General features: G+C 62.9%; 23 protein-coding genes. 15 read left to right on the top strand and 8 right to left on the bottom strand.

Annotation, left to right across the window (positions count from 1 at the left end; genetic code table 11):
- Positions 1-126: 126 nt before the first annotated feature.
- The 8 genes from QCE64_RS34300 to QCE64_RS34265 all read left to right on the top strand — a co-directional run bounded on the left by QCE64_RS34300 (position 127) and on the right by QCE64_RS34265 (position 10,323).
- The gene (locus QCE64_RS34300; protein WP_310008586.1) at positions 127-660 is read left to right on the top strand and encodes a DUF5943 domain-containing protein; all 534 of its coding nucleotides are present in this window, start codon (positions 127-129) and stop codon (positions 658-660) included.
- Positions 661-729: 69 nt separating this feature from the next.
- Positions 730-2,793 (top strand): NADH:flavin oxidoreductase, encoded by a 2,064-nt coding sequence (locus QCE64_RS34295; protein WP_310008584.1) that lies wholly within the window; start codon positions 730-732, stop codon positions 2,791-2,793.
- Between the two features lie 15 nt (positions 2,794-2,808).
- Positions 2,809-4,719, top strand: a complete 1,911-nt coding sequence (locus QCE64_RS34290; RefSeq protein ID WP_310008582.1) for a (Fe-S)-binding protein — start codon at positions 2,809-2,811, stop codon at positions 4,717-4,719.
- A gap of 4 nt (positions 4,720-4,723) precedes the next feature.
- Complete coding sequence (locus QCE64_RS34285; RefSeq protein WP_310008580.1) at positions 4,724-5,887, top strand: electron transfer flavoprotein subunit alpha/FixB family protein; 1,164 nt, start codon at positions 4,724-4,726, stop codon at positions 5,885-5,887.
- Positions 5,884-6,642 (top strand): electron transfer flavoprotein subunit beta/FixA family protein, encoded by a 759-nt coding sequence (locus tag QCE64_RS34280; protein WP_310008576.1) that lies wholly within the window; start codon positions 5,884-5,886, stop codon positions 6,640-6,642. Before QCE64_RS34285 ends, QCE64_RS34280 begins: the two co-directional genes overlap by 4 nt.
- Before the next feature lie 92 nt (positions 6,643-6,734).
- Positions 6,735-8,033 (top strand): aromatic ring-hydroxylating dioxygenase subunit alpha, encoded by a 1,299-nt coding sequence (locus QCE64_RS34275; RefSeq protein ID WP_309927414.1) that lies wholly within the window; start codon positions 6,735-6,737, stop codon positions 8,031-8,033.
- 33 nt (positions 8,034-8,066) lie between these two features.
- On the top strand, positions 8,067-9,305 hold the full coding sequence (locus QCE64_RS34270; RefSeq protein ID WP_404987775.1) for an FAD-binding oxidoreductase: 1,239 nt from the start codon (positions 8,067-8,069) through the stop codon (positions 9,303-9,305).
- Between the two features lie 163 nt (positions 9,306-9,468).
- Positions 9,469-10,323 carry a glycine betaine ABC transporter substrate-binding protein gene (locus tag QCE64_RS34265; RefSeq protein ID WP_309927413.1) on the top strand — a complete coding sequence of 285 codons (855 nt, stop codon included), beginning with the start codon at positions 9,469-9,471 and terminating at the stop codon, positions 10,321-10,323.
- Positions 10,324-10,359: 36 nt separating this feature from the next.
- On the opposite strand, the gene QCE64_RS34260 is transcribed toward QCE64_RS34265, so the two are convergent.
- Entirely contained in the window at positions 10,360-11,292 is a 933-nt protein-coding gene (locus QCE64_RS34260) for a LysR substrate-binding domain-containing protein (protein WP_310008574.1), read from the bottom strand.
- Between the two features lie 121 nt (positions 11,293-11,413).
- On the opposite strand from QCE64_RS34260, the gene QCE64_RS34255 reads away from it, so the two are divergent.
- Genes QCE64_RS34255 through QCE64_RS34240 form a run of 4 tightly spaced genes read left to right on the top strand, consistent with a single transcriptional unit; the run spans position 11,414 to position 14,120 of the window.
- The gene (locus QCE64_RS34255; RefSeq protein WP_309927408.1) at positions 11,414-12,073 is read left to right on the top strand and encodes a TIGR00730 family Rossman fold protein; all 660 of its coding nucleotides are present in this window, start codon (positions 11,414-11,416) and stop codon (positions 12,071-12,073) included.
- Positions 12,070-12,804: a hypothetical protein gene (locus QCE64_RS34250; protein ID WP_309927407.1), complete on the top strand. Its 735-nt coding sequence runs from the start codon at positions 12,070-12,072 to the stop codon at positions 12,802-12,804. Before QCE64_RS34255 ends, QCE64_RS34250 begins: the two co-directional genes overlap by 4 nt.
- 37 nt (positions 12,805-12,841) lie before the next feature.
- Positions 12,842-13,201: an NUDIX domain-containing protein gene (locus QCE64_RS34245; RefSeq protein ID WP_310008572.1), complete on the top strand. Its 360-nt coding sequence runs from the start codon at positions 12,842-12,844 to the stop codon at positions 13,199-13,201.
- The gene (locus QCE64_RS34240) at positions 13,194-14,120 is read left to right on the top strand and encodes a DMT family transporter (RefSeq protein WP_309935381.1); all 927 of its coding nucleotides are present in this window, start codon (positions 13,194-13,196) and stop codon (positions 14,118-14,120) included. Before QCE64_RS34245 ends, QCE64_RS34240 begins: the two co-directional genes overlap by 8 nt.
- On the opposite strand, the gene purU is transcribed toward QCE64_RS34240, so the two are convergent.
- Together purU and QCE64_RS34230 are read right to left on the bottom strand one after the other, a co-directional pair.
- The gene (purU, locus tag QCE64_RS34235; protein WP_310008570.1) at positions 14,117-14,992 is read right to left on the bottom strand and encodes a formyltetrahydrofolate deformylase; all 876 of its coding nucleotides are present in this window, start codon (positions 14,990-14,992) and stop codon (positions 14,117-14,119) included. The genes QCE64_RS34240 and purU overlap by 4 nt on opposite strands.
- A 130-nt stretch (positions 14,993-15,122) precedes the next feature.
- Positions 15,123-16,034, bottom strand: a complete 912-nt coding sequence (locus tag QCE64_RS34230) for a choline sulfate utilization transcriptional regulator (protein ID WP_310008568.1) — start codon at positions 16,032-16,034, stop codon at positions 15,123-15,125.
- Between the two features lie 125 nt (positions 16,035-16,159).
- Between QCE64_RS34230 and betC the strand changes: the two genes are divergently transcribed.
- Both betC and QCE64_RS34220 read left to right on the top strand, forming a co-directional pair.
- Positions 16,160-17,704, top strand: a complete 1,545-nt coding sequence (betC, locus tag QCE64_RS34225) for a choline-sulfatase (RefSeq protein ID WP_310008566.1) — start codon at positions 16,160-16,162, stop codon at positions 17,702-17,704.
- 39 nt (positions 17,705-17,743) lie between these two features.
- Complete coding sequence (locus tag QCE64_RS34220) at positions 17,744-18,691, top strand: choline ABC transporter substrate-binding protein (protein WP_310008564.1); 948 nt, start codon at positions 17,744-17,746, stop codon at positions 18,689-18,691.
- Positions 18,692-18,955: 264 nt separating this feature from the next.
- Here the strand turns inward: QCE64_RS34220 and QCE64_RS34215 are convergent, their stop codons facing one another.
- The 4 genes from QCE64_RS34215 to QCE64_RS34200 form a co-directional block, all read right to left on the bottom strand.
- Positions 18,956-19,399, bottom strand: a complete 444-nt coding sequence (locus QCE64_RS34215; protein ID WP_309935376.1) for a hypothetical protein — start codon at positions 19,397-19,399, stop codon at positions 18,956-18,958.
- The gene (locus tag QCE64_RS34210) at positions 19,396-20,103 is read right to left on the bottom strand and encodes a hypothetical protein (protein ID WP_310008562.1); all 708 of its coding nucleotides are present in this window, start codon (positions 20,101-20,103) and stop codon (positions 19,396-19,398) included. Before QCE64_RS34210 ends, QCE64_RS34215 begins: the two co-directional genes overlap by 4 nt.
- A gap of 52 nt (positions 20,104-20,155) precedes the next feature.
- Complete coding sequence (locus QCE64_RS34205) at positions 20,156-20,482, bottom strand: hypothetical protein (RefSeq protein ID WP_309935373.1); 327 nt, start codon at positions 20,480-20,482, stop codon at positions 20,156-20,158.
- A gap of 291 nt (positions 20,483-20,773) precedes the next feature.
- Positions 20,774-21,013, bottom strand: a complete 240-nt coding sequence (locus tag QCE64_RS34200) for a hypothetical protein (RefSeq protein ID WP_309935372.1) — start codon at positions 21,011-21,013, stop codon at positions 20,774-20,776.
- A 728-nt stretch (positions 21,014-21,741) separates the two neighbouring features.
- Between QCE64_RS34200 and QCE64_RS34195 the strand changes: the two genes are divergently transcribed.
- Positions 21,742-22,920 (top strand): porin, encoded by a 1,179-nt coding sequence (locus tag QCE64_RS34195; protein ID WP_310008560.1) that lies wholly within the window; start codon positions 21,742-21,744, stop codon positions 22,918-22,920.
- Here QCE64_RS34195 and QCE64_RS34190 read toward each other — a convergent pair.
- Entirely contained in the window at positions 22,917-23,894 is a 978-nt protein-coding gene (locus QCE64_RS34190) for a GlxA family transcriptional regulator (protein WP_309927380.1), read from the bottom strand. The two genes, QCE64_RS34195 and QCE64_RS34190, sit on opposite strands and share 4 nt — an antisense overlap.
- Positions 23,895-23,981 lie beyond the last annotated feature (87 nt).

The raw sequence follows: 23,981 nt of genomic DNA, 5'->3' as shown, positions 1-23,981 counted from the left end.
CGCTGCGATGGAACGCGCAGGCTGGAGCGAGTCGCGCATCAAGAAGGTGATGGGCGAGAACTGGATGCGCTTCTTCGGCGAAGTGTGGAACGTCTGAACCTGAACACAACAACAAGGAACCTTGCGATGCAACCCCAACTGCCCATCGACGTCGATCCGCAAACCGGCGTCTGGACCACCGACGCGCTGCCGATGCTGTACGTCCCGCGTCACTTCTTCACGAACAATCATGTTGCCGTCGAGGAAGCGCTCGGCCGCGAGACCTATGCCGAGATTCTCTACAAGGCGGGCTACAAGTCGGCGTATCACTGGTGCGACAAGGAAGCCGAGAAGCACGGCATCAGCGGCATTGCGGTGTTCGAACATTACCTGAAGCGGTTATCGCAGCGCGGTTGGGGCCTGTTCTCGATCGTCGAATCCGATCCGACCAGCTCGCATGCCCGCATCCACCTGCACAACTCGTCCTTCGTGCTGGCGCAGCCGGGCAAGCAGGGCAAGCTCTGCTACATGTTCGCGGGATGGTTCTCCGGCGCGATGGACTGGGTCAACGACACCGCTCCCGACAGCGCGAAGAAAGGCCCGCGTTCGAAGTCCATCGAAACGCAATGCGCGGCGGAAGGACACGACCACTGCGTGTTCGAAGTCTCGCCGCTCGCGTAACACACGACGCGGCCACTAGCCAAGGTTTTGCAGACGTCACCACACTGAGCCACCCCGAGGTCGATCGCAATGCGTTACCCGAACCTTTTCAAGCCTCTTCAGCTGAACAAGCTGACCCTGCGCAACCGCATCGTCAGTACCGCGCATGCGGAGGTCTACGCCGAGCCAGGCGGCCTGCCCGGGGACCGCTATATCCGTTACTACGAGGAAAAGGCAAAGGGTGGCGTCGGCCTCGCCGTGTGTGGCGGTTCGAGCCCGGTGTCGATCGACAGCCCGCAAGGCTGGTGGAAGTCGGTGAATCTCTCGACCGACAAGGTCATCGACCCGCTTGCACGCCTCGCCGAAGCCATGCACCGGCACGGCGCGTTCATCATGATCCAGGCAACGCACATGGGCCGCCGCTCGGCGTGGCACGGCGAGCACTGGCCGCATCTGATGTCGCCGTCGGGCGTGCGCGAGCCGGTCCATCGCGGCAACGCGAAGATCATCGAAGTGGAAGAGATCAGGCGCATCATCCAGGACTTCGCGGCCGCCGCGAAGCGCGTGAAGGATGCGGGCATGGACGGCATCGAGATCTCGGCGGCGCACCAGCATCTGATCGACCAGTTCTGGAGCCCGCGCACCAACTTCCGCACGGACGAATGGGGCGGTTCGCTGGAGAACCGTCTGCGCTTCGGCCGGGAAGTGCTGCAAGCCGTGCGTGAGGCCGTGGGCGCGGACTTCTGCGTCGGCCTGCGCATGTGCGGCGACGAGTTTCATGAAGATGGCCTTTCGCACGAGAACCTGAAGGAAATCGCGCAGGCCATGTCCGAGTCCGGGCTGATCGACTATGTCGGCGTGATCGGCTCGGGCGCGGATACGCACAACACGCTCGCCAACTGCATGCCGCCGATGGCCCTGCCGCCTGAACCGTTCGTGCATCTCGCGGCCGGCATCAAGTCGGTCGTGAAGCTGCCCGTGATGCATGCGCAAAGCATCCGCGATGCGGGCCAGGCGGAACGGTTGCTCGCGAACGGCATGGTGGATCTGGTCGGCATGACGCGCGCGCAGATTGCGGACCCGCACATGGTCATCAAGATCCGCGACGGCCGCGAAGACGAAATCAAGCAATGCGTCGGCGCGAACTATTGCATCGACCGCCAGTACAACGGTCTCGACGTGCTGTGCGTACAGAACGCAGCCACCTCGCGCGAAGCGACGATGCCGCACGTGATCGAAAAGACGCGCGGGCCGAAGCGCAAGGTCGTGGTGGTCGGCGCGGGTCCAGCCGGACTCGAGGCGGCGCGCGTGGCGCGTTCGCGCGGTCACGATGTCGTGCTGTTCGAAAAGAACGACTATGTGGGCGGGCAGATCATGCTGGCCGCCAAGGCGCCGCAGCGTGAACAGATGGCGGGCATCGTGCGGTGGTTCGACATGGAGACGAAGCGTCTGGGCGTCGATCGCCGTCTCGGTGTCGCCGCCGACGACAAGATGATCATGGCCGAAAAGCCCGACATCGTCGTGCTCGCGACGGGCGGTTCGTCGTTCACGGACCAGGTGCCCGCATGGGGCGTCGAGCAAGGTCTCGCCGTCAGCTCGTGGGACATTCTTTCGGGCAAGGTCGAGCCGGGCAAGAACGTGCTCGTCTATGACGGCGTATCGACTCATGCAGGCGCGGGCGTCGCGGACTTCATCGCTTCGCGGGGCAACACGGTCGAGATCGTCACGCCCGATGTGAAGGTCGCCGACGACACCGGCGGCACCACGTTCCCGATCTTCTACCGCCGCCTGTATGCACAGGGCGTGATCCACACGCCGAACTACTGGCTCGACAAGGTCTACGAGGAAGACGGCAAGAAGATTGCCGTGATCCGCAACGAGTACACCGAGGAGCAGGAAGAGCGGGCCGTGGATCAAGTGGTGATCGAGAACGGCATCACGCCGAACGATGCGGTCTACTGGAAGCTCAAGCCCGAGTCGCTCAATCGCGGACAGATCGACATGCATACGCTGTTCGCTTCGGAACCGCAGCCGTCGCTCTCTGAAGAACTGGGCAATGGACGCTTCCTGCTGTTCCGCGTCGGCGACTGCATCTCGATGCACAACATCCACAGCGCGATCTACGATTCGCTGCGCCTCTGCAAAGACTTCTGACGAGGGTATTCGACGATGAACCCCGTGTTTGTCATCACCTTGCTGCTGTGGCTCTCGATGGCCGGCCTCGCGTTCGCCTTGCTCAAGCGCGCAACCTACTGGCGCGAAGGCCGCGCGACGACGGCGGGCGCGTATGGCTGGGCGAACCTGCTCACCATCCCGAAGCGCTATTTCGTCGATCTGCATCATGTCGTGTCGCGCGATCCGTATATTGCCAGGACGCATGTCGCCACCGCCGGCGGGGCGATCCTCGCGATGGCGCTCGTCTTCATCAACTATGGTCTCGCCATCTACTCGCCGTGGCTCGACAGGCTGATCTTCATCGCGGCGATCATCATGCTCGTCGGCGCGGTGTTCGTGTGGAAGCGCCGTCATGCGAAGGACGTGCCCGCGCGGCTGTCGCGCGGTCCGTGGGACAGCCTGCCGCTGCTGCTCGGCTCGTTCGCGGCGGGGCTCGCGTTGTTCATGCTGCTGCCGGCGTCGTGGATGTCGGGCGCGCTGGCGATCATCGTCGCGTTGCTGATCGCGGCGGGCGCCTACACGATGACCTTCGGCGCCGCGAAGGGCGGTCCGATGAAGCACGCGATGGCGGGTCTCCTGCATCTCGCGTTTCATCCGCGCCAGGAACGCTTCAAGGCGCATACGGAGCGCGAAGTGGTGCCGCCCACGGCGCTGAAGAAGCCCGTGCTGGATGCGAAGGAGTATGGCGTCGGCAAGCCGGTGGAGTTCCGCTGGAACCAGCTGCTGAGCTTCGATGCCTGCGTGCAGTGCGGCAAGTGCGAAGCCGCGTGCCCGGCGTTCGCGTCCGGCCAGCCGCTGAACCCGAAGAAGCTGATCCAGGATCTCGTGACGGGCATGGTCGGCGGATCGGATGCGCAATACGCGGGCAGCCCGACACCCGGCATTCCGGTCGGCAAGCATTCGGGCGGGCCGGGCAAGCCGCTGATCTCGCAGATGATCGAAGCCGACACCATCTGGTCCTGCACCACCTGCCGCGCCTGCGTGCAGGAGTGCCCGATGCTGATCGAACACGTCGATGCCATCGTCGACATGCGCCGCAACCAGACGCTCGTGGAAGGCGACGTGCCGGGCAAGGGTCCGATCACGCTCGCGAACCTGCGCGAAACCGGCAGCCAGAACGGCTATGACATTGGCGCGCGCTACGACTGGTCGGTGGATCTGCAGGTGCAGGTCGCGCAGCCGGGGCGTCCGGTGGATGTGTTGCTGATCGCCGGCGAAGGCGCGTTTGACATGCGCTACCAGCGCACGCTGCGGGCGCTCGCGAAGGTGATGAACAAGGCGGGCGTGGACTACGCGGTGCTCGGCGGCGTGGAAACGGATACCGGCGACACCGCCCGGCGTCTCGGCGACGAGGCCACGTTCCAGGAGTGCGCGTCGAAGCTGATGAACACGCTGTCGCAGTATCAGTTCCGCCGCATCGTTACCGCGGATCCGCACGTGCTGCACAGCCTGCGCAACGAGTATCGCGCGCTCGGCGGTTACTACGAAGTGCAGCATCACAGCGCGTTCATGGCCGAACTGGTCGCGAGCGGCAAGCTCTCGCCGAAGGCCGCCGCGGTGCTCGCCGACAGGAAGATCACCTATCACGATCCCTGCTATCTCGGCCGCTACAACGGCGAGACCGAAGCGCCGCGCAAGCTGCTGAAGACCATCGGCATCAAGGTCGTCGAGATGGAGCGCCACGGCATGCGCGCGCGCTGCTGCGGCGGTGGCGGCGGCGCGCCGCTGACCGACATTCCCGGCAAGCAGCGCATCCCGGATATCCGTATCGCCGATGCACGGTCGATCGGCGCGGACGTGGTCGCGGTCGGCTGCCCGCAATGCACCGCGATGCTGGAAGGGGTGGTCGGCCCGCGTCCGGAAGTGCTGGACGTGGCGGAACTGGTCGCGGCGGCGCTGGAGTAAAGCGATGAACAACGATATCAAGCGAACCGATCCCCGCAGGCCGTTCATCGTCACGGCGGCGGGACTGAAGCGGATCACGCTGGGCGAGATCGGCAACGGCGCCATGCTGCAGTTTTCGCACGGCGCGCACAAGGATGCCGTCAGGCCGCGCCGCACGACCCAGCCCGCGACGCGCGCGTTGCTCGTCGCCGCGCACACGGACCGCGGCTCACTCGACGATCACGCGCGTCAGGCGCTGGCCGCTGCCGCGCTGCTCGCGGACGGCGCCACCGAAGTCGTGCTGATTGCCTTCGGCGAATTCAAGGACGATGCCGCCGCACTCGGCGCGGATCGTTATATCGAACTGCCCGGTTTTGACCGGCGCAACTTCGCGCCCGACGAGGAAGTGCGTGCGCTGACGGCGTGCGTCGCGCACTTCGCGCCGGTGCGCATCTTCATGCCGGACAACGCCACCGGCGACGGCGATCTCGGCCGCCGCTACGCTGCGCGCGCCGATGCGTCGATTGCCACGCAGGTGGTCGAGCTCGATGCCGGGCACGTCGCGTCCTACGCCCAGGCGGGCCGTGCGATGGCCTCGCGCGATCTGCCCGACGTCGTGCTGCTCGCCGCCAATGCGGTGGATGCGCGGCTGCCGTTCGTCGGCGCGGGTGAAGCGGTGTCCGCGCAAGGCATCGTGCCGGCGGCCAAGGCGAGTGTCTTTGTCGATCTCGGTATCGAGGAGATGGATGCCGCGCAGGTGGCGCTGGAGGAAGCGGACTTCATCGTGTCGGCGGGCAACGGTGTCTCCGACATCGCCGCGTTCGAAGCGCTCGCAGGCACGCTGGGCGCGGCGATTGGCGCGAGTCGCGTGGCCGTGGACGACGGCAAGTTCACGCGCGACAAGCAGATCGGTGCGACCGGCAAGACGGTCGAGGCGAGCGTATATATCGCGTTTGGTATTTCGGGTGCAGTGCAGCACTTGCAGGGCATCAAGGACTGCCGCCATGTCATCGCGGTCAATCTCGATGCGAGCGCGCCGATCGCCAAGCGCGCCAACCTGACCATCGTCGCGGATACGCAGGAAACCATCAAGGCGCTGACCGATGCAGCCACCGCCGCGCGTGCGGCGCGTGCCGGCGGCACGCCGGTCGTGCAGACCGCGAGCGTCGCGGAAGGAGTCGCAGCGTGAAGATCGCCGTTCTCGTATCCACCGGACGCCATCCCGTCAGCGGCACGGCGCGCTACAGCCGCAACGATGCCGCCGCGCTGACCATCGCCATCGGCATCGCCAGGGCACAGGGCGCGCAACTCGACGTGCTGCACGCCGGCGATCCCGCCAATCCGGCGCTGGCTGAGTATCTCGCGCTCGGCGCGCTGAAGGTCGAAGTGCTCAACACCGAGGGCGATGCCTGTGCCGCGCTGGCGCAGCGGCTCTCGGGCTACCACCTGGTGTTCACCGGCACGCGCGCCGAAGGCGCCTACGACAGCGGCACGCTGCCTTACAAACTGGCGGATGCATTGAACCTGCCGCTGGTCGGCGCGGCCGTGGATGTCAGCGTGACGCAGGACGGCGTGGAAGTGCGCCAGTTCATGCCGAAGGGCCTGCGCCGCCGCGTGCGCGCGCCGTTGCCCGCGCTCGTCGCCGTGCATCCGCTCGCCAATGCCGTGCCGCGCTACGCCTATGCTCGCCTGCGCGAAGGGCAGGTCGCGCCGGTTGCATCGGTGGTGGCGGCGGACAAGGAAAAAGCCGCGTGGACGGTGCGCCCGGCCGGCGCGAAGCCGAAGAAACTGGCCGCGCCGGAGAAGCGTTCGGGGCACTCGCGCATGCTGTCCGCGACCACCACGGAAAGCCGTGGCGGCAGCGTCGTAATTGAAGGAAGTTCTGTCGAAAAAGCACAAGTGATACTGGCTTATTTGCGCGAGCATCAACTGGTCGATTACTGATTTTTTCGACCCCTATAAAAGCAGCAACAAGCAGCAGCCCGCGTTCAAAGGTGTGTGGCGGGGCACCAGACGTGACGCACACGGAGCACACGATGAAAGTTTCGGCAGACGTTCGCGCAATGATCGAACGCCGCAAAAAGGGCCATACGCTCGAGGCGCCGTTCTACACGAGCGAGGACATCCACGCGCTCGACCTCGATGCCATCTTCCGCAAGACCTGGATCCAGGTCGCCATCGAACCGGATATCCCCGAGCCGGGCGATTACACGACCGTCGAGATCGGCAGCGACTCGATCCTGATCGTGCGCGACGACGACATGGAAATCCGCGCGTTCTACAACGTCTGCCGGCATCGCGGCGCGCGCCTGTGCAATCAGGAGAAGGGTTCGCTCGGCAATATCGTGTGTCCGTATCACAGCTGGACCTATAACCTCTCGGGCGACCTGATGTTCGCCGAGCACATGGGCGACCAGTTCGACCGCTGCAAGCACAGCCTCAAGAAGGTGCACGTGCAGAACCTCGCGGGCCTGATCTTCATCTGCCTCGCTGACGAACCGCCTGTCGACTTCGCCGTGATGCGCGAAGCCATGGAGCCCTATCTCGCGCCGCACGGCCTCAAGGACACGAAGATCGCCGCGAGCATCGACATCGTCGAGCAAGGCAACTGGAAGCTCACGATGGAGAACAACCGCGAGTGCTATCACTGCGTCGCGAACCATCCCGAGCTGACCATCTCGCTCTATGAATACGGCTTCGGCTATCAGCGTTCGCCCGCCAACGAGGAAGGCATGGCGGCGTTCGAGAAGACCGTCGAAGAGCGCACGAAGCAATGGGAAGCGATGTGCCTGCCGTCCGCCGAGATCGAACGTCTGTCTGACCTCGTGACCGGGTTCCGCACGCAGCGCCTGCCGCTCGATCGCGACGGCGAATCGCAGACGCTCGATGCGAAGGTCGCGTCGAAGAAGCTGCTGGGCGGTTTCGAACGCGCGGATCTCGGCGGCCTCTCGTTCTGGACGCAGCCGAATTCGTGGCATCACTTCATGAGCGATCACATCGTCACGTTCAGCGTGATTCCGCTGTCCGCCGGCGAAACCCTCGTGCGCACGAAGTGGCTGGTGCACAAGGACGCGCGCGAAGGCATCGATTACGACGTCGACAATCTCACGGCCGTGTGGCGCGCGACGAACGATCAGGACCGCACGCTGGTCGAGTATTCGCAACTGGGCGTGAAGAGCAACGCGTATGAACCGGGTCCGTACTCGCCGTTCACGGAGGGTCTCGTCGAGAAGTTCTGCGAGTGGTACATCAATCGTCTGGGTGACTATGCGAACACGCCGGCTCACGGCATCGATACGTCGCACGGCGAGAAAGTCGTTTCCTTCATGCGCTAAGCGCGCACCCCGAGCAGCAAGCAGGAGTCAAGCATGATGCGCGATCAGGCCACGTTCGAGCCGACCGACAGCCGTGTCACCCAGCCGCAATTCTGGGGCGCGCTGCCGGCGCGCTGGGATTGCGACACCGACGAGACGCTCGTCTGTTGTCACGTCCGGCAGGAGACCCACGACGTCAAGAGTTTCTTCTTCAAGGCGCCGGGCGAACGTGCCTTCGTGTTCGAGCCTGGTCAGTTCATCACGCTCGAACTCGATATCGACGGCGAGCAGATCAACCGTTGCTACACCATCTCGTCGGCGCCGACACGGCCGCACACCATTTCCATCACGGTGAAGCGCGTGCCGGGCGGGAAGGTCTCGAACTGGCTGCATGACACTGTCGTCGCAGGCACGACGGTAAGGGTGCTCGGACCGTCGGGCGAGTTCACCTGCGCGCGGCATCCGGCGCGCAAATATCTGTTTCTCTCGGCGGGGTCGGGCGTCACGCCGTTGATGTCGATGAGCCGTGCCCATCACGAACTCGGCGAGGACGCCGACATCGTGTTCATTCATAGCGCGCGCACGCCCGATGACATCATCTTCGCGCGCGAGCTGGAGCTGATCGCCTCCAATCAGAAGAACTTCCGTGCTTCCTTTGTCTGCGAGCGCGTCGGCGCGCGCACCAGCTGGCCGGGCGTGACGGGCTTCCTGAGCCTGCCGCTGCTCAAGCTGATCGCGCCGGATTATCTGGAACGCGAGGTCTTCACCTGCGGACCCGCGCCGTACATGAAGGCCGTGCGCGATCTGCTCGACGAGGGCGGCTTCGATCGCAAACACTATCACGAGGAGAGTTTTTCGTTCGGCGTGGTTGAGGAAGTGGCGGCTGAATTGACGACGGCCCATGTCGCCGATGCGCTCGCCACGCACACGGATTTCGTGGAGGCGCGCGAACAGGCGGTCGGGTTCGCGCCGGCGCCTGTAGAGCCGGTTGCAGAACCCGTTGCGGAACCCATAGCGGCGCCGGTCGACACGCGCTACAAGGTGAGCTTTGCCAAGAGCCGCCGGGATATCGAATGCGGCAGCAACGAACACGTACTCGATGCCGCCAAGAAGGCAGGCGTGCGCCTGCCTTCTTCATGCACGCAAGGCATGTGCGGCACGTGCAAGGTCAAGCTGGTGTCCGGTGAAGTCAGCATGAAGCACGCAGGCGGCATTCGCCAGCGCGAGATCGATCAGGGCATGGTGCTGCTGTGTTGCAGCAAGCCGTTGAGCGACCTCGTCGTCGACAAATAAGCACGAGCAGGAACCGGATTTCCTCGGGCAGGCCCGTATCGGGGAGAGGGCAGGGAGGAGCGTCGTTTCTGGACAAGTCGATGTCGGAAAAGCGCGTTACGGGCCAATTCTGGCTGGTGAATCTTGACGCTACACGGCGTGGGGCCGCTTAAGGGGAAATCGAATGAAAGCGATGAGAAGAAAGCTCGTTCTGGGGGCGATGACCGCTGCCCTCGCTGCGAGCCTGGGGGCAAACGCCGCTGACAAGCCAACCATCAAGATCGGCTACGTCGAAGGCTGGGATGACAGCGTCGCGACGTCGAATGTCGCCGCGCGCATCATCGAGAAGAAGCTGGGCTATCCGGTGCAGCTGGTGCCGGTAGCAGCGGGCGTGATGTGGCAGGGCGTCGCGCGCGGCGATCTGGACGCGACGCTGTCGGCATGGCTGCCGGTCACGCACGGCGCCTACTGGAACAACTTCAAGTCGAAGGTCGTCAATCTCGGACCGAACTTCCAGGACGCGAAGATCGGCCTGATCGTGCCGGAGAACGTGGACGTCAGCAGCCTGTCCGACCTCGAAGCGAAGAAGGCGGAATTCGACTCGCGCATCGTGGGCATCGACGCGGGCGCGGGCGTGATGCAGAAGACGAGCGAGGCCATCAAGGCCTACAACCTCGACTACAAGCTGCTCCCCAGTTCGGGTTCGGCGATGACAGCGGAACTGGCACGCTCGGAAGCGGCGAAAAAGCCGATCATCGTGACGGGCTGGAAGCCGCACTGGATGTTCGCGAAGTACAAGCTCAAGTTCCTCGACGATCCGAAGAAGGTGTTCGGCGAGTCCGAGCACGTGGACAATGTCGTCAATCCGGAACTGGAAAAGAAGGCGCCGCCCGTGGTGGCCTTCCTGAAGAAGTTCCAGTGGAAGCCGGGTGAGATCGACAGCGTCATGCTGGCCACGCAGAACGGCGAGAAGCCGCAGGCCGCCGCCGATGCATGGATCAGCGCGCATGCGGACCGCGTGAATTCCTGGACCCAATAAGCGTTCCGGATTTTCGCTGCAATCAAAGTGGCCCGATCAGCTTGCGCTGATCGGGCCACTTGTCTTTTCGGGAGCGGGAAGGTCGCCGCCGCTGCGATCCTGCGCGTTTCGTTCGGCTTCGAGCAGCCAGGTTACGAAGGGCGTCACGTTGGAGGGTTGCCTGACGGGATCGCGCGTGTAGATCCATGTCTCGCGATCCACCGGATGAAATCCGAGCGGTGCGATCAGGGTGCCCTTTTCCAGTTCGCTGCGCACCAGGAATTCAGGCGCGATCGCAAAGCCGAGGGCGCCCTTCGCCGCTTCCACCGAAAGCGTCAGCGACTCGAAGACCGCGCCGCCCGACACGTCGAGCCCGATGCCATGGGCTTCGCCCCATTCGCTCCATGCATTGAGCTTCGATGATGCGTGCAGCAGCGGCAGATCCAGCATCCGGTCTGGCCTGCCGGGCGGATCCGGCCAGCCTGGCGCGCATACCGGACCAATACGCTCGGAAGCCAGATGCGTCACCGTCACCCCGCCTACGGATGCACGGGGCTGCCCGCTCAGGATCAGCACGTCGACCGTGCCGTCCAGCAACGCGTCAAAATTTGCACGCGTCTGGAAGCACACCGCCAGCGCCGGATGCTGTTGAACGAAGGTTTCGAAACGTGGGAGCAGCCATTGCGCGAGGAAGGTGGTGGAGCAGCCTATGGAGAGCCGCTGAGCTGCCTGATCCTCCCTGATCTGCCGGCATCCTTCCTCCAGCGCGGCAAAGGTGTCCTTGCATACCTGCTTCAGGCGCTCGCCGTTGCGCGTGAGCCGCACGCCGCCGCTGTGCCGTTCGAAGAGCGGCTGGCCGAGCCATTCCTCGAGCGCGCGCATCTGATGGCTGATTGCGCCGTGCGTCATGCCGATCGATTGAGCGGCCTTCGAAAAACTCGAAAACCCGGCCACCGTTTCGAAACTCAGTAAGGCGCGAAGGGTGGGCATTCGCTTCGTTGGGTTGTCAATTTTATTCACGGCTGCCGCTAAAATAATTAGTTAGGATGATGAATGATCGTGAAATATGATCTTAGCATTGAACGATCTGCTGTCAGCCACCGGAGGATGTGTGTATCGCGAAGTACTGAACGAGTTGCGCGGCGTGCATGAGTTGTCGCGCAGACTGAACGGCGCGGTCAGCATCTTCGGCAGCGCACGCACGGCACCGGGTTCCCGCCACTTCGAAATGGCGAAGCTGATTGCCGGGAAACTCGCGCGTGAGGACCTGTCCGTCATCTCGGGCGGCGGACCCGGCATCATGCGCGCGGCGCTGGAAGGCGCGCGGGCCGGCGGGACGCAAGCCATCGGCTTCAACATCAAGCTTCCGTTCGAACCGCTCGACATGCGGGACCAGGACATCTCGCTGACGTTCGATCGTTTCTTCACGCGAAAATTTGCATTCAGCCTGTGTTCGGACGCCTATGTCGTGATGCCCGGCGGCATGGGCACGCTCGACGAGCTGTTCGAAATGCTCACGCTGATCCAGACGGGCAAGCTCGCGTCGAAACCGGTCGCGCTGGTGGATCGCGCGTTCTGGCGCGGCCTGATCGCGTGGCTGCGCGAGCAGCCCTTGTCAGCGGGATTCATTCATCAGGAAGACATCGAGAGCATCGGACTGTTCGATGACGCAGACGAAGTCGTGAAATTCGTCATTGATGGAATCAGCGCGGGGATCCGTGCGCGCAGGATCGCGCACGCCCTGAAGGTAACCGACGGAGCCTTGCCATGAAGCCACTCGCACCTCAACTTGTCATGTTCACCGGCGGGCGCGACAGCACGCTCGCCGCTTGCCTGCTGATGCTGCAGGGTGTTCCGGTCCACCTCTTCAGCGCCAACAGCGGCTGCTCCATCCATCGCGAGATTCTGTCGCATCGCGTCGATGAACTGAAGCGCAGGTTCGGCGACCTGGTGGTGCGGCATGTCGTGGAGGACATCAGCGGGGCGTTCCGCAACATCGCTATTGCAACGCTTGAAACCGACATCGTCCAGGACCGCAAGAACCTCGTTCTGCTGGGCGAGAAAATCGCCATTCATGCGCACGTCGTGAATTACTGTTTGCGCAACGGTATCGAGGTCATCAACGACGGCATCGCCCGTTATCAGGAGGAGTTCCCGGAGCAGCGCAGGGTCGCGAAGGATTACTTCGTCGGCCTCATGCGCGAGTACGGCATTACCTATCACAGTCCGATCTACGAAATCGCCAGATCGGTCGATGATGTCAAGTACCGTCTGCTGCTGATCGGCCTCTCGACCAAGTCGCTGGAAGGCATCTCCATCTTCGCCGACAGCTTCACCGAGCCTTCGGACGAAACGGTGCTCGCCTATCTTCAGAGAAAGGAACCGCTCTGCCGCGACATCATCAGCCTGTTGACGGGTCACGACGATCACACGCTGCGACTGAGCCGTAGCGCGGAAGCGCGGACGGCGAACATTCGCGACGCGATCACCAACAATCTTTGAGCCGCGCGGCATGATCGAAAAATGTGCAGCGATCATCGTGAAGAATCGACGTCTGCTCGTCGTGCGCAAGCGCGGCACGTCCACTTTCATTTCGCCGGGCGGCAAGATGGAGAAAGCGGAAGGCCAGCTCGACTGCCTGCGCCGGGAATTGCGCGAGGAACTCGGCGTGAAACTGGTTGAGGCCGAGCGGTTTGGCACCTATGAACGGCGCGCGGAAGGTGAAGACCACGTCATTCGTATCCATGCGTGGCTCACCTCGGTGGACGGCGTGTGCCTGCCGCATGCGGAGATCGAGGAACTGGGCTGGATCGCGGGCGCGCCCTTGCTGCCCGTGGGTTCGGTGTTCGCCGAGTGTGTGATTCCCGAACTCCTTCGGCGGGATCTCATTGATGCCTGATGCAGCGGACCGTCATGGTCAAGCGTGGGGCATTGCATGGATGAGCGCTTCGGGTAAGGGCCTCATGCTTGCCTCGCTCGGCGCGGTACTGCTCAGTATCGATACCTTGCTGCTGCGGCTGATTCGTGGCGACCCGTTCCAGATGGCGTTCGCGCGCGGCCTGTTGATGCTGCTCGCGGGGGGCGTCGTCACGCTGTTCCGGCACGGCTCCGGCTGGCGGACGGTCGCAAGAGGCTGGGCTGCACGGGCGGTCATCGTCTGCTATGGCCTGTCCTCCGTGACCTTCGTCCTCAGCGCGATGATGACGAACATCTCGAACATGCTCACACTCATCGCGACGGCGCCGCTCTGGGCCGCGCTCGGCGCCGGCGTGTTCTTCAAGGACTGGCCGCCGCGCAGGACCTGGATCGCGTGCGCCTGCGCGCTCCTCGGCGTGGTCACGGTCGTGTGGCCATCCTTCTCCACGCGGGCGACGGTCGGTGCAGGCGATGCACTGGCGCTGGCCACTGCGCTGCTGATGGCAGCCGCGTTGCTGCTGTCGCGGCGGTCGCGCGGTGATCTGGCGCTGGCTCCGGCGTTCGGCGGACTGCTGGCCGCTGTGGTGCTGCTGCCGTTCATCCCGCCTGTGGCCTTTCCGGATTGCACCCGGATGCTTCTGATGGCGCTCGAGGGCGCCATCGTCGTGCCCTTGGCATTGGGCATGATCGCGGCGTCGGCACGCGTGCTACCGGCGCCGCAGGTCGGATTGTTCCTGCTGATCGAGACCGTGCTCGGACCGTTCTGGATCTGGGCCTTCCTCGGCGAGACGCCGACACGCTTCGCCATCATCGGCGGCAGCGTGGTGGTGGTATCCCTGGCGGCGCATGGCGCGTTTGCGTTGCGCGCGGCACGCAAGCGCGCGCGCGCCGCACGCTGTTAGCGCAGCACCACGGTCCGTTCGCCGTTGATGAACACCCGCCGCTCGATGAACGCCTTGACCGCGCGCGCAAGCGTGATGCACTCCACGTCGCGTCCCGTGGCCAGCAGGCGCTCGGGGCTGTAGGCGTGATCCACGCGCTCCACTTCCTGTTCGATGATCGGGCCTTCGTCGAGGTCGTCGGTGACGAAGTGCGCGGTCGCGCCAATCAGCTTGACGCCGCGCGTGTGCGCCTGGTGATAAGGCTTCGCGCCCTTGAATCCCGGCAGGAACGAATGATGGATGTTGATGGCCCGCCCGCGCAGCTTGCGGCTCGTTTCGCCCGAGAGAATCTGCATGTAGCGCGCGAGCACCATGAGTTCGGCGCCGGAGGTGTCGAACAGGTCGAGCAGACGGCCTTCCTGTTGCGCCTTGGCGTCCGCGGTGATCGGCAGATGATGGAACGGCAGGCCGTGCTGTTCTGCCAGCGGCGCGAGGTCCGGATGATTGGAGCCGATGCCGACGATATCCATCTTCAGTTCGCCCATGCGCCAGCGGAACAGCAGGTCGGCGAGGCAATGTTCGAGCTTCGACACCATGAGCAGCACTTTCGGCCGCACGGCCAGGTCGTGCATCGCCCAGGACATTGAAAAGCGTCCGGCGATGGGCTCGAACTCGCGCTTCAGCATCGCCAGATCCAGCGGCTCGTCCGGTTGTGCGCCATGAAAGACGCAGCGCACGAAGAAGCGTTCGCTCAGGTCGTCGTCGAAGACGGTGAGTTCGTCGATATACCCGTGATGCCGCTCCAGAAAGCCGACGATGGCGGCCACTTGCCCCGCCGCGCTCGGGCACGAGACGGTAAGCACCAGTTGATCAAAGCGGGAATCGGCTGCCATGCGTGCTCCACATTCGGAAGATCGCCGCGCCGCGAAATACGGCGAGCGTGCGCATCAGTAGAGCAAAAAGCGAGGTCGGCGCGATAGAAGCCAGACGCCGCGCGCCTAGTACAAAAACGTCAGACGCGCATCAAACACCCACGTCGCATTCCTCGAGCAGCCAGTCGCTGAACGCCCGGACCGCCGCTGACGGCTCGCGCGGCGTGACCAGCATGTAGCCGCGCTCCGTCACGAGCGGGGTATCGCACAGCGCAACCAGCTGGCCGGTGGCGATCAGCTCGTCCACCAGCGGCGCCCAGCCGAGCGCGACGCCCTGGCCCATCACCGCCGCGTGCGTGACGAGCGCATAGCTGTTGAACGTAAAGCCGCCTTGCGTAGGCGGCGCGGCGAGGCCGTGCCCTTCGAACCAGGCGCTCCATGAGAGCCAGCGCTCCGGATGCGTGGCTTCCAGATGCAGCAGCGGCAACGCGAGGAAATCAGCAGGCGTGCGCGGCGCCGGGACCTTTTGCAACAGCGAGGGGCTGCACACGGGCATCACGCATTCGGGAAACAGCTTCACGGCGCGGCGCGGGCTCCAGTCCGCCTGGGTATCGCCGAATACGATCACCACGTCTGCGTGCTGACCCGATGCGCTCGGCATGCTCTGCGACGTGATGATCTTCACGTCGACATCCGGCATCAGCGCCTTGAACTGCGGCAGGCGCGGCATCAGCCAATAGGTGGCGAAGCCGAAGTCGGTGGCCAGCGTGAGCGTGCGCTGCGCGCGCCGTGAGCGAATGTCCGCGGTGGCTGTGCGAATCACGTCGAGACCCTGGCGCACGGCTTCGAACAGCCGCACGCCGTCTTCCGTCAGCGTGACGCCGCGATGCCCGCGCTCGAACAGCGCCGCGCCGAGCGCTTCCTCCAGCTGCACGACGCGCTGGCTCACCGCGGGCTGCGTGGAACCGAGTTCGCGCGCGGCGGCCGTGAAGCTTGCCAGACGCGCGGCGGATTCGAACATCAACAACGCCTGCATGGGCGGCAGACGATCCGGCCGCGGCATAACCCCTCCTTATGGGCGCATAACGATTTGCTGTCTTCACAGCCGCGAATTGACCGGCAATAGTCACATTGAACCGCTGTTCAACCATCGCCTGCTGTGGTGGATTCTATTCGAGGCACGCTTTCATGCTTGAGATGAAACAAAATATTCTCGTACTGATGGCCGACCAGCTCACGCCGTTCGCGCTGTCGGCCTATGGCAACCGGGTGACGAAGACGCCGCGCATCGATGCGCTCGCGCGCGAAGGCGTCGTGTTCGAGTCGGCCTATTGTGCAAGTCCGCTGTGCGCGCCTTCGCGCTTTTCGCTTCTTGCGGGCAAGCTGCCTTCGAACATCGGCGCCTACGACAACGCCGCTGAGTTCCCCTCGGAAACCCTGACCTTCGCGCATTACCTGCGGGCCGAAGGCTATCGCACGATTCTCTCCGGCAAGATGCATTTCTGCGGTGCCGACCAGCTGCATGGCTTCGAGGAACGTCTCACGACCGACATCTACCCCGCCGATTTCGGCTGGACGCCTGATTGGCAAAACCCGGAAGCGCGCCCGACGTGGTACCACAACATGAGCTCGGTGATCGATGCCGGTCCGTGCGTGCGCACCAATCAGCTCGACTTCGACGACGAAGTGACCTTCACCACGCGCCGGAAGCTCTTCGATATCGCCCGCGAGCGCAACGCGGGCCGGGACGCGCGTCCGTTCATAATGGTCGCGTCGCTGACGCATCCGCATGATCCCTACGCCATTCCGCGCAAATACTGGGACCTGTACCGCGACGAAGACATCGACATGCCGTCGTATCAGGATTCGCTCGATGCCAGCGATCCTCATTCGAAGCGTCTGCGCCACGTGTACGAGGCGGACCGCACGCCGCCCACCGAACGGCAGGTGCGCAACGCGCGGCGCGCGTACTACGGCGCGGTGTCCTACGTGGACGACCAGTTCGCCTCGATACTTGAAGCCCTCGAACAGGCGGGACTCGCGGACGACACGATCATCGTCGTCACGTCGGATCATGGCGAGATGCTCGGCGAACGCGGCCTCTGGTACAAGATGACGTTCTTCGAAGGCGGCTGCCGCGTGCCGTTGATCGTGCACGCGCCGAAGCAGTTCGACGCACGTCGCGTGGCGGAGTCGGTGTCGCATCTGGATGTGCTGCCCACGCTCGTCGAACTGGCTCGCGGGGCAGCCGTGAGCGGGCCGGAAGCGTGGCCTGACAGCGTCGACGGCCGCAGTCTCGTGCCGCATCTGCAGGGCAGCGGCGGACATGACGAGGCGACCGGCGAGTACCTTGCGGAAGGGGCCATCGCGCCCATCGTCATGATCCGGCGTGGCCGCTACAAGTTCATCCATTCGAGCGTGGATCCCGACCAGCTGTACGACGTCCAGTCCGATCCCTTCGAACGGACCAATCTCGCAGGGATTGAGCGGCATGCTCCGCTCGTGGCCGAATTCCGCGCGGAGATCGCGCGCCGCTGGAATCTGGACGCATTGCATCAGGACGTGCTGACGAGCCAGCGCCGCCGTCATTTCCACTTCGCGGCGACCACGCGCGGCACGATCCGGTCATGGGACTGGCAGCCGCACGTGGATGCGAGCCAGCGTTACATGCGCAACCATATCGACCTCGACGATCTCGAAGCCATGGCGCGTTTCCCGGCCGTCGAACGCTGACGTGTTCTTCTTTCCTCCCCACCTACGACAGGACCCATCATGAAAAAGGGCTTCATCCATGCGCTCTTCGCCGCCGCGCTTGTTTGCGTGGCATCCCACGCATTCGCCGCGGAGCCGCAGTCCTGCACGCAGGTGCGCATGGCCGGCCCGGGGTGGACCGATATCGACGCCACCAATGCCATGAGCGGCATTGTGCTCAAGGCGCTGGGCTATCGGCAGAACGTCGCGAACCTGTCAGTGCCGATCACCTATCAGGGCTTGAAGAAAGGGCAGATCGATGTATTCCTCGGCAACTGGATGCCCGCTCAGGCACCGCTCGTGAAGCCGTTTTTCGAGGAGAAGTCGATCGAGGTGGTGCGGCCGAATCTGTCGAATGCGAAGTTCACGCTCGCCGTGCCGGACTACGTGGCCGCGGCGGGCGTGCATTCGTTCGCGGACCTCGCGAAGAACGCCGACAAGTTCGACAACCGCATCTACGGCATCGAACCGGGCGCGCCCGCGAATCAGAACATCAAGCGCATGGTGGACGACAAGGCTTTCGGCCTGGGCGACTGGAAGGTGGTGGAGTCGAGCGAGACCGCGATGCTGACGCAGGTCGAGCGGGCCGTGCGTGACAAGAAGTGGATCGTATTTCTGGGTTGGGAGCCGCATCTCATGAACACGAAGTTCAAGCTCGCGTATCTCGACGGCGGCGACCGCTACTTTGGTCCGAACTACGGCGGCGCGACGGTGAATACGGTTGCGCGCAGCGGCTACGAGCAACAGTGTCCGAATCTCGGACGCCTGTTCAAACAGATGGCCTTCAATGTCGATCTCGAGAACGGCGTCATCACCGAAGTGCTGGAGAAGAAGACTCACGTCGATGAAGCTGCCAGCGACGCGCTGAAGCATCATCCCGAGTTGCTCAAGTCGTGGCTCGACGGCGTGACGACCGCAAGCGGCGGCAATGGCCTCGAAGCGGTGCAGACGGCGCTGGGGGTGAAGTAGGTGGGTATTGTTCCGCTTCGCCGCCTGGATGCTCAGGCGCTTCGGCGGCAGTCTCCGTAGTTCCTGGCAGGTCAGGCCATGAGTCGTCACGTAACGGGGCCGGCGTGGGCGCGCTCTTGACGCTGAGCCATGCTGGCGCGACAGCTGCCCAGCACGCTTCAATTATCTCTTTACCGTGCGCCTCTAAGAGGCCCTTGTGAAGCGTAGGTGTCTGCCTCACCCGCGTCTTTGGTTCTTACCATCGACGCGGGTTGTCTTATGCCTTCACTTTGCAGGCGCTGGGGGCGGGGGTACGGGTCCTGAGCGCGGCCCTCCGGTGATGTGCTTCAAGAATGTATGACCGGGACCATACACGCTTATCTCAATATATTCCGATTTGTTCGGAGGGGCGGGCTTTCCCTGCTTGTCCATTGAGATCGTTACGATCTCGGTAACCGGAACGCAATAAGCCGCCTTGTTCGTGTCGACGCGGTTTCCTTTGTCGTCGTAGCAATAGAGCACGAAGAATTCAGGGAATTTGGATGCTGGCGTTACTTCGGTGCTGCCGTTCCATGTGTACTTCCATGTGATCGTGCCCGGATGGGGTTGAGAGGGGTCTTGTGCGCCCGGATGATTGGTTTGGTTCATATGCGATGTGCTTGGTTTGACGTTGCCCGCGCAGGCGCTGAGCATGAAGATAGTCGCGGCTAACAGGGTGAGTCGCTTCATTTTGAGTGTTTATCCAGATACCGATAACGCGCCCGATAGTTCTCCCGGCCCCTGTCCTCGCAGGGAGAGCCGAGACTCGAAAAGTACATGTTGACGGATTCGGCGAAGTCTTCGAATTCGTTCTGACGGGCATAATCCGAAGGCGCTCTGCCATCGCTCGCCATAGCATCAAGCCACGCCTGCTTCGTCGATCCATCCTTCCACAACGATTCGCTCCATATGTGGCCGGTCTCATGGCTCATGGTGCTATCGACATATTGTTGCGGGATGTCGGGCCAATCCTTCCATAGGTAAATAGCAACGCCTTGCTCGATGTCCGCTGCCGCGCCTGAATAGAAATTCGGGTTGGCGTATTTTGCTTGCCAATAAGCGTCTTCTCGATTCCCGTGTGTGTTCAATGAAACCCTCGTCAAGTCCTTGGTCTGATGTGGCTTAAGGACCTCCAAGGCCTTGATGCTTTTGTCCCCGCTTGGAAGCCCATAGCCTTCAGCAGGCTTGCCGAGCGGCATGAAAACATCGACGGACCGTCCGTGTACCGTAGCCGTCTTCAGGAACGCGAGGCTTGGCCCGTCAGCCGGAAAATCGAACATCACGCGATCGACCGGTGAAGCAGTGACGGGGTTGACGTGCTTGTACAACTCGGCGGGTGCGTCGATGCGACGACGCGAGCCATCGAGATAAGAGCAATCGAGGCGTGCCGCCATGGCTTTGAGCTTCGCGGGTGCCGCGTCGGGCGCGGCCCGTGGCCATAGCTGCTCAGGTGTGTAGGTCTTGGAGCGGGGCGGCGGCAGTACCTCTGCGACTCACGAAGGTGTAATCCGGTTCCTTCAATTCAACTTGTAACTCACCGGAGCGAACTGCACGCTCGATGTCTTTGTAGGCGTTGAATCCAGCCATCCCGTGTATGCCGATAAGCGCGGACAACTCGGACATGATGAACAAGTTAGTTGACCATTCGGCGCGCCGATGCAGAAACAATTCGGCATGGAATTGGTCGCCAAGTTCTTCATAGCTCAAACTCAGGTAGTTGGGACGACGGCGCACGATGAAGCCGATATCTCGGAGATACACTTCGTTCGTCAATTCTTCTTCCTTTGCGGATCGGTGGATGGGTATTGATGCGGATGGTGCGTGCTATAACTTATGTGCACCATCCTCAATCGTGGAGAAAGACGCTTTTTCAGGATCGCTTTGCTGTCGTTCATTCTCTTTTAGGGGATGCGGGCTCTATGTCGCTTAAGGTTTATAACTTCATCCCAATCGACCAAACAGCAGGATTAGACAGACTAAGACAACCTCGTACGTTATTGATTGTTTTGGCTTGTGAAAATTTGTTCGGTGCGGTGCTGAATCTCTTCTCGTCAAAATTGCTTTTCAACATGGGCCCTCGCAAGACACGTGATCCACCATGAAGCCAATCCCGCCGCCATCGATCAAGCCCTCGCTTTGCCCTTGAAGAAGCACGAAACTCTTCGCACTGGCAGCGATGGCGTGAGAGAAGAGGGTCGTTTGAGTCAGTCGCCATCCCCAGCTGAGTGCTTCGCTTTCACCCACATGACCGATAACAGCCGACTCGCCTTTTACTTCACCTATGCTCAAGAAAATGTTGCTCATGTGTTATGAACCTCTGGATTGTTCGTTCGGATGGGCAGAACGTCCGCGCGTGGTGATCGTAAGGTAATAAACACGGCAAGAGAATTGCATAAATCTGATGCTTACTCGGTCAATTAAAGAAATCGCTTTGCTCTGGTCACGTCTTAGAGCGGCGCGTTGAGGTACTACCGATTCACGAGCATGATGGTTAAGGGAAGGTGACCAGCCTTCAAAGAGAAGGGCGGTGCGGATTCCCGGGATCGCGCACCATGTAAGGCGGGTCTTGGCTGTAACCTTAAAGCGCGCTCATCAGGATCTCCGGCCCGCTGTACGGTGGGTGATGCGAGTTTGCGGTCGGAGCGAGCCGCGATCAATCTGGCTTCGGGCGTCGACACGGACGCGGCAACGTGACCGCAATGCGAACCCCCGTTTCGTGCATGCCGTGACGGGCAGAGTGAAGCGGTGCACACCGCGCTCGGCGTGAAGTAAGCGCGAATTCATCCCGGTGCCAAACGTATCCGTCGCAGAGAGACAGATTTGCGTCGCAATCGGTCGAGCCTTCCTTTATATGGAACCTTATTTTTACAACACCGGCGAGACGATCCGTTTCGCCGCATAGCCACTCAGGCGCGTCAGCGGCAGTCTCCGCAGTTCCCGGCAGGTCAGGCGATGTGTCATCACGCAATGCGTGAAGGCAGGGCATCGCTCATTCCAACGAAACCGATCACGACAAGAAGAGGACGAGCACGATGAGAAAGCGACATGCCGCAACCCGCACGACACCTACCGCACGCGCAGCGCGGCTCGCGAGCCTTACCGTCGCAGCAGGCGCGATTCTCGCTCCGGCGCTGGCGCACGCACAAAGCAGCGTCACGCTGTACGGCATCCTCGATGCAGGCGTCACGTGGGTGAACAACAGTGGCGGCGCGCATGTCGTCAAGTTCGATGACGGCGTCTCCTATGGCAACCGTCTCGGTTTTCGCGGCGTCGAGGATCTCGGCGGCGGACTGCAAGCCATCTTCGTGCTCGAATCGGGCTTTCGTCTCGGCACGGGCCGCTATGCATTCGGCGGCGCGGAGTTCGGACGCCAGGCGTACGTAGGCCTCAAGAACCAGTGGGGCACGGTCTCGCTAGGCAATCAGCTCGACATGACCGAGGAGTTCGTCTATCTCTACAACATTTCGGCGTGGGCCAGCGGCTACGCGATCCATCAAGGCGACTTCGACCGCATGAACGGCGACCGCCTGCCCAACTCGGTCAAGTTCCTGTCGAACAACATCGGCGGCTTCACGTTCGGTGGCATGTATTCGTTCGGCAACGTGTCGGGCAACTTCCATCAGAACAGCGCGTGGAGCGTCGGCGCGCACTATGCCGCGAACACCTTCAACGTGGGCGCCGCGTACACGCAGATCAACAACCCTAACGGCATCTATGCGTTCGATCCCTACGCGATGATCGGCGCGCGCACGTTCCTCGGCCAGCCGACCGTATCCGTCGATCCCGCCACGGGCGCCGTCACCGACCTCTACAGCGCGAACTCCTTTCCCGTCGACAAGCAAGGCGCGTTCGCGGTGGGCGCAGCCTGGACGCTCGGCAACCTGATGCTGTCGGGTAACTTCACGTACACGACCATCAAGGGTCTAGGACAGACTTCGCACATGCAGGTGTACGAGGGCGGCGCATCGTATAACTTCAGGCCCGACCTCGCGCTGTACGGCGGCTATCAGCACACGCGCTTCGAAGGCAATCACTGGAATCAGGGATCGCTCGGCCTGCACTACCTGCTCTCGAAGCGCACCGACGTCTATATCTCCGGTGACTATCTGCGCGCCTCCGGTCCGATCGACGCTGTCATCGGCTACAGCTTCACGCCGTCGTCGACGAACACGCAGTCTGACGTGCGCATCGGCATGCGTCACTCGTTCTAGGCCGCGGCAAGCCGCGCGGGACCGGCGTTGCGCAATGCGCTTCGGTCCTGGCGCGGGCTCGTGTTGAAACGCGCGCGATACGTGCGCGAGAAATGCGACGGCGATTCGAAGCCGCACGCCACGCAGACCGCCAGGATCGACATGTCGGTCTGCTGCAGCAGTTCGCGGGCGCGAGCGAGGCGCAGGCCGAGATAGAAGTGCGTCGGCGTGTCCTGCAATGCCGCGCAGAACAGGCGTTCCAGCTGCCGCCGCGTGACACCGATGGACGCGGCGAGCGCATCGGGCGGAAGCGGCTCCTCCATGTTCTGTTCCATTACGCCGATCACCTGAATCAGCTTGCGATTGTGAATGCCGTAGCGCGCGGCGAGTTGCAGGCGCTGATGATCCGATCGTTGCCGGATGCGGCCCAGCACGAACTGCTCGGACACCTGGGCTGCGAGGCCCGCGCCATGTTCGCGGCCGATCAGGTCGAGCATCATGTCGATGGAAGCGGTGCCGCCCGCGCACGTGATGCGGCGCGTATCGATTTCGAAGAGTTCCTGGCTCGTCTCGATCTCGGGATACTGTTCCGCGAATGCCGCCGCGGCTTCCCAGTGCAACGTCGCGCGCTTGCCCGCGAGCAGGCCGCAGCGCGCGAGGATGAAGCTGCCGGTATCGATGCCGCCGAGCGTCGCGCCGGCACGGTCCAGCCGCTTGAGCCAGTCGGCGAGTTCACGCGTGAAGCCCGCGAGAGGCTCGAAACCCGACACGACGAACACCGTGCGTGCGTCGGCGACGTCATTGAACGCGGCTTCTGCATTCACCGTGATGCCGTTGCTCGCGGCCACAGGGCCGCCGTCGGCGGAGAGGATATGCCAGCGGTACAGATCGCCCGCGAAGCGGTTGGCGACCCGTAATGGCTCGATCGCCGACATGAACCCGATCGACGAGAACTCGGGCAGCAGAAGAAAGTGGATGTCTTGTGGAGCGGGCATCGGAGGTTCGATGAAGGTAGGCCGTTCACCGTAGCAAGAGCAAAATGCATGCGCAATCCGGCGCGCCCCGTAGAGCGCGCCGGATCA

This window comes from Caballeronia sp. LZ043 (genome assembly GCF_031451075.1).
In the GTDB taxonomy this organism is placed as follows: domain Bacteria; phylum Pseudomonadota; class Gammaproteobacteria; order Burkholderiales; family Burkholderiaceae; genus Caballeronia.
Note: the sequence above shows the minus strand (reverse complement) of the source record. Positions and strands in the feature narration are given on the sequence as shown.

Excerpts from the sequence above, each read along its gene's own strand:
- QCE64_RS34190 (WP_309927380.1), bottom strand. The coding sequence starts at position 23,894 with ATGCCCGCTCCACAAGACATCCACTTTCTTCTGCTGCCCGAGTTCTCG.
- QCE64_RS34210 (WP_310008562.1), bottom strand. The coding sequence starts at position 20,103 with ATGGCGGCACGCCTCGATTGCTCTTATCTCGATGGCTCGCGTCGTCGC.
- QCE64_RS34290 (WP_310008582.1), top strand. The coding sequence starts at position 2,809 with ATGAACCCCGTGTTTGTCATCACCTTGCTGCTGTGGCTCTCGATGGCC.
- QCE64_RS34300 (WP_310008586.1), top strand. The coding sequence starts at position 127 with ATGCAACCCCAACTGCCCATCGACGTCGATCCGCAAACCGGCGTCTGG.
- QCE64_RS34265 (WP_309927413.1), top strand. The coding sequence starts at position 9,469 with ATGAAAGCGATGAGAAGAAAGCTCGTTCTGGGGGCGATGACCGCTGCC.
- QCE64_RS34295 (WP_310008584.1), top strand. The coding sequence starts at position 730 with ATGCGTTACCCGAACCTTTTCAAGCCTCTTCAGCTGAACAAGCTGACC.
- QCE64_RS34275 (WP_309927414.1), top strand. The coding sequence starts at position 6,735 with ATGAAAGTTTCGGCAGACGTTCGCGCAATGATCGAACGCCGCAAAAAG.
- QCE64_RS34260 (WP_310008574.1), bottom strand. The coding sequence starts at position 11,292 with ATGCCCACCCTTCGCGCCTTACTGAGTTTCGAAACGGTGGCCGGGTTT.
- QCE64_RS34240 (WP_309935381.1), top strand. The coding sequence starts at position 13,194 with ATGCCTGATGCAGCGGACCGTCATGGTCAAGCGTGGGGCATTGCATGG.
- QCE64_RS34220 (WP_310008564.1), top strand. The coding sequence starts at position 17,744 with ATGAAAAAGGGCTTCATCCATGCGCTCTTCGCCGCCGCGCTTGTTTGC.
- QCE64_RS34250 (WP_309927407.1), top strand. The coding sequence starts at position 12,070 with ATGAAGCCACTCGCACCTCAACTTGTCATGTTCACCGGCGGGCGCGAC.
- QCE64_RS34215 (WP_309935376.1), bottom strand. The coding sequence starts at position 19,399 with ATGAAGCGACTCACCCTGTTAGCCGCGACTATCTTCATGCTCAGCGCC.
- QCE64_RS34270 (WP_404987775.1), top strand. The coding sequence starts at position 8,067 with ATGATGCGCGATCAGGCCACGTTCGAGCCGACCGACAGCCGTGTCACC.
- QCE64_RS34195 (WP_310008560.1), top strand. The coding sequence starts at position 21,742 with ATGAGAAAGCGACATGCCGCAACCCGCACGACACCTACCGCACGCGCA.
- QCE64_RS34285 (WP_310008580.1), top strand. The coding sequence starts at position 4,724 with ATGAACAACGATATCAAGCGAACCGATCCCCGCAGGCCGTTCATCGTC.
- QCE64_RS34230 (WP_310008568.1), bottom strand. The coding sequence starts at position 16,034 with ATGCCGCGGCCGGATCGTCTGCCGCCCATGCAGGCGTTGTTGATGTTC.
- purU (WP_310008570.1), bottom strand. The coding sequence starts at position 14,992 with ATGGCAGCCGATTCCCGCTTTGATCAACTGGTGCTTACCGTCTCGTGC.
- betC (WP_310008566.1), top strand. The coding sequence starts at position 16,160 with ATGCTTGAGATGAAACAAAATATTCTCGTACTGATGGCCGACCAGCTC.
- QCE64_RS34200 (WP_309935372.1), bottom strand. The coding sequence starts at position 21,013 with ATGAGCAACATTTTCTTGAGCATAGGTGAAGTAAAAGGCGAGTCGGCT.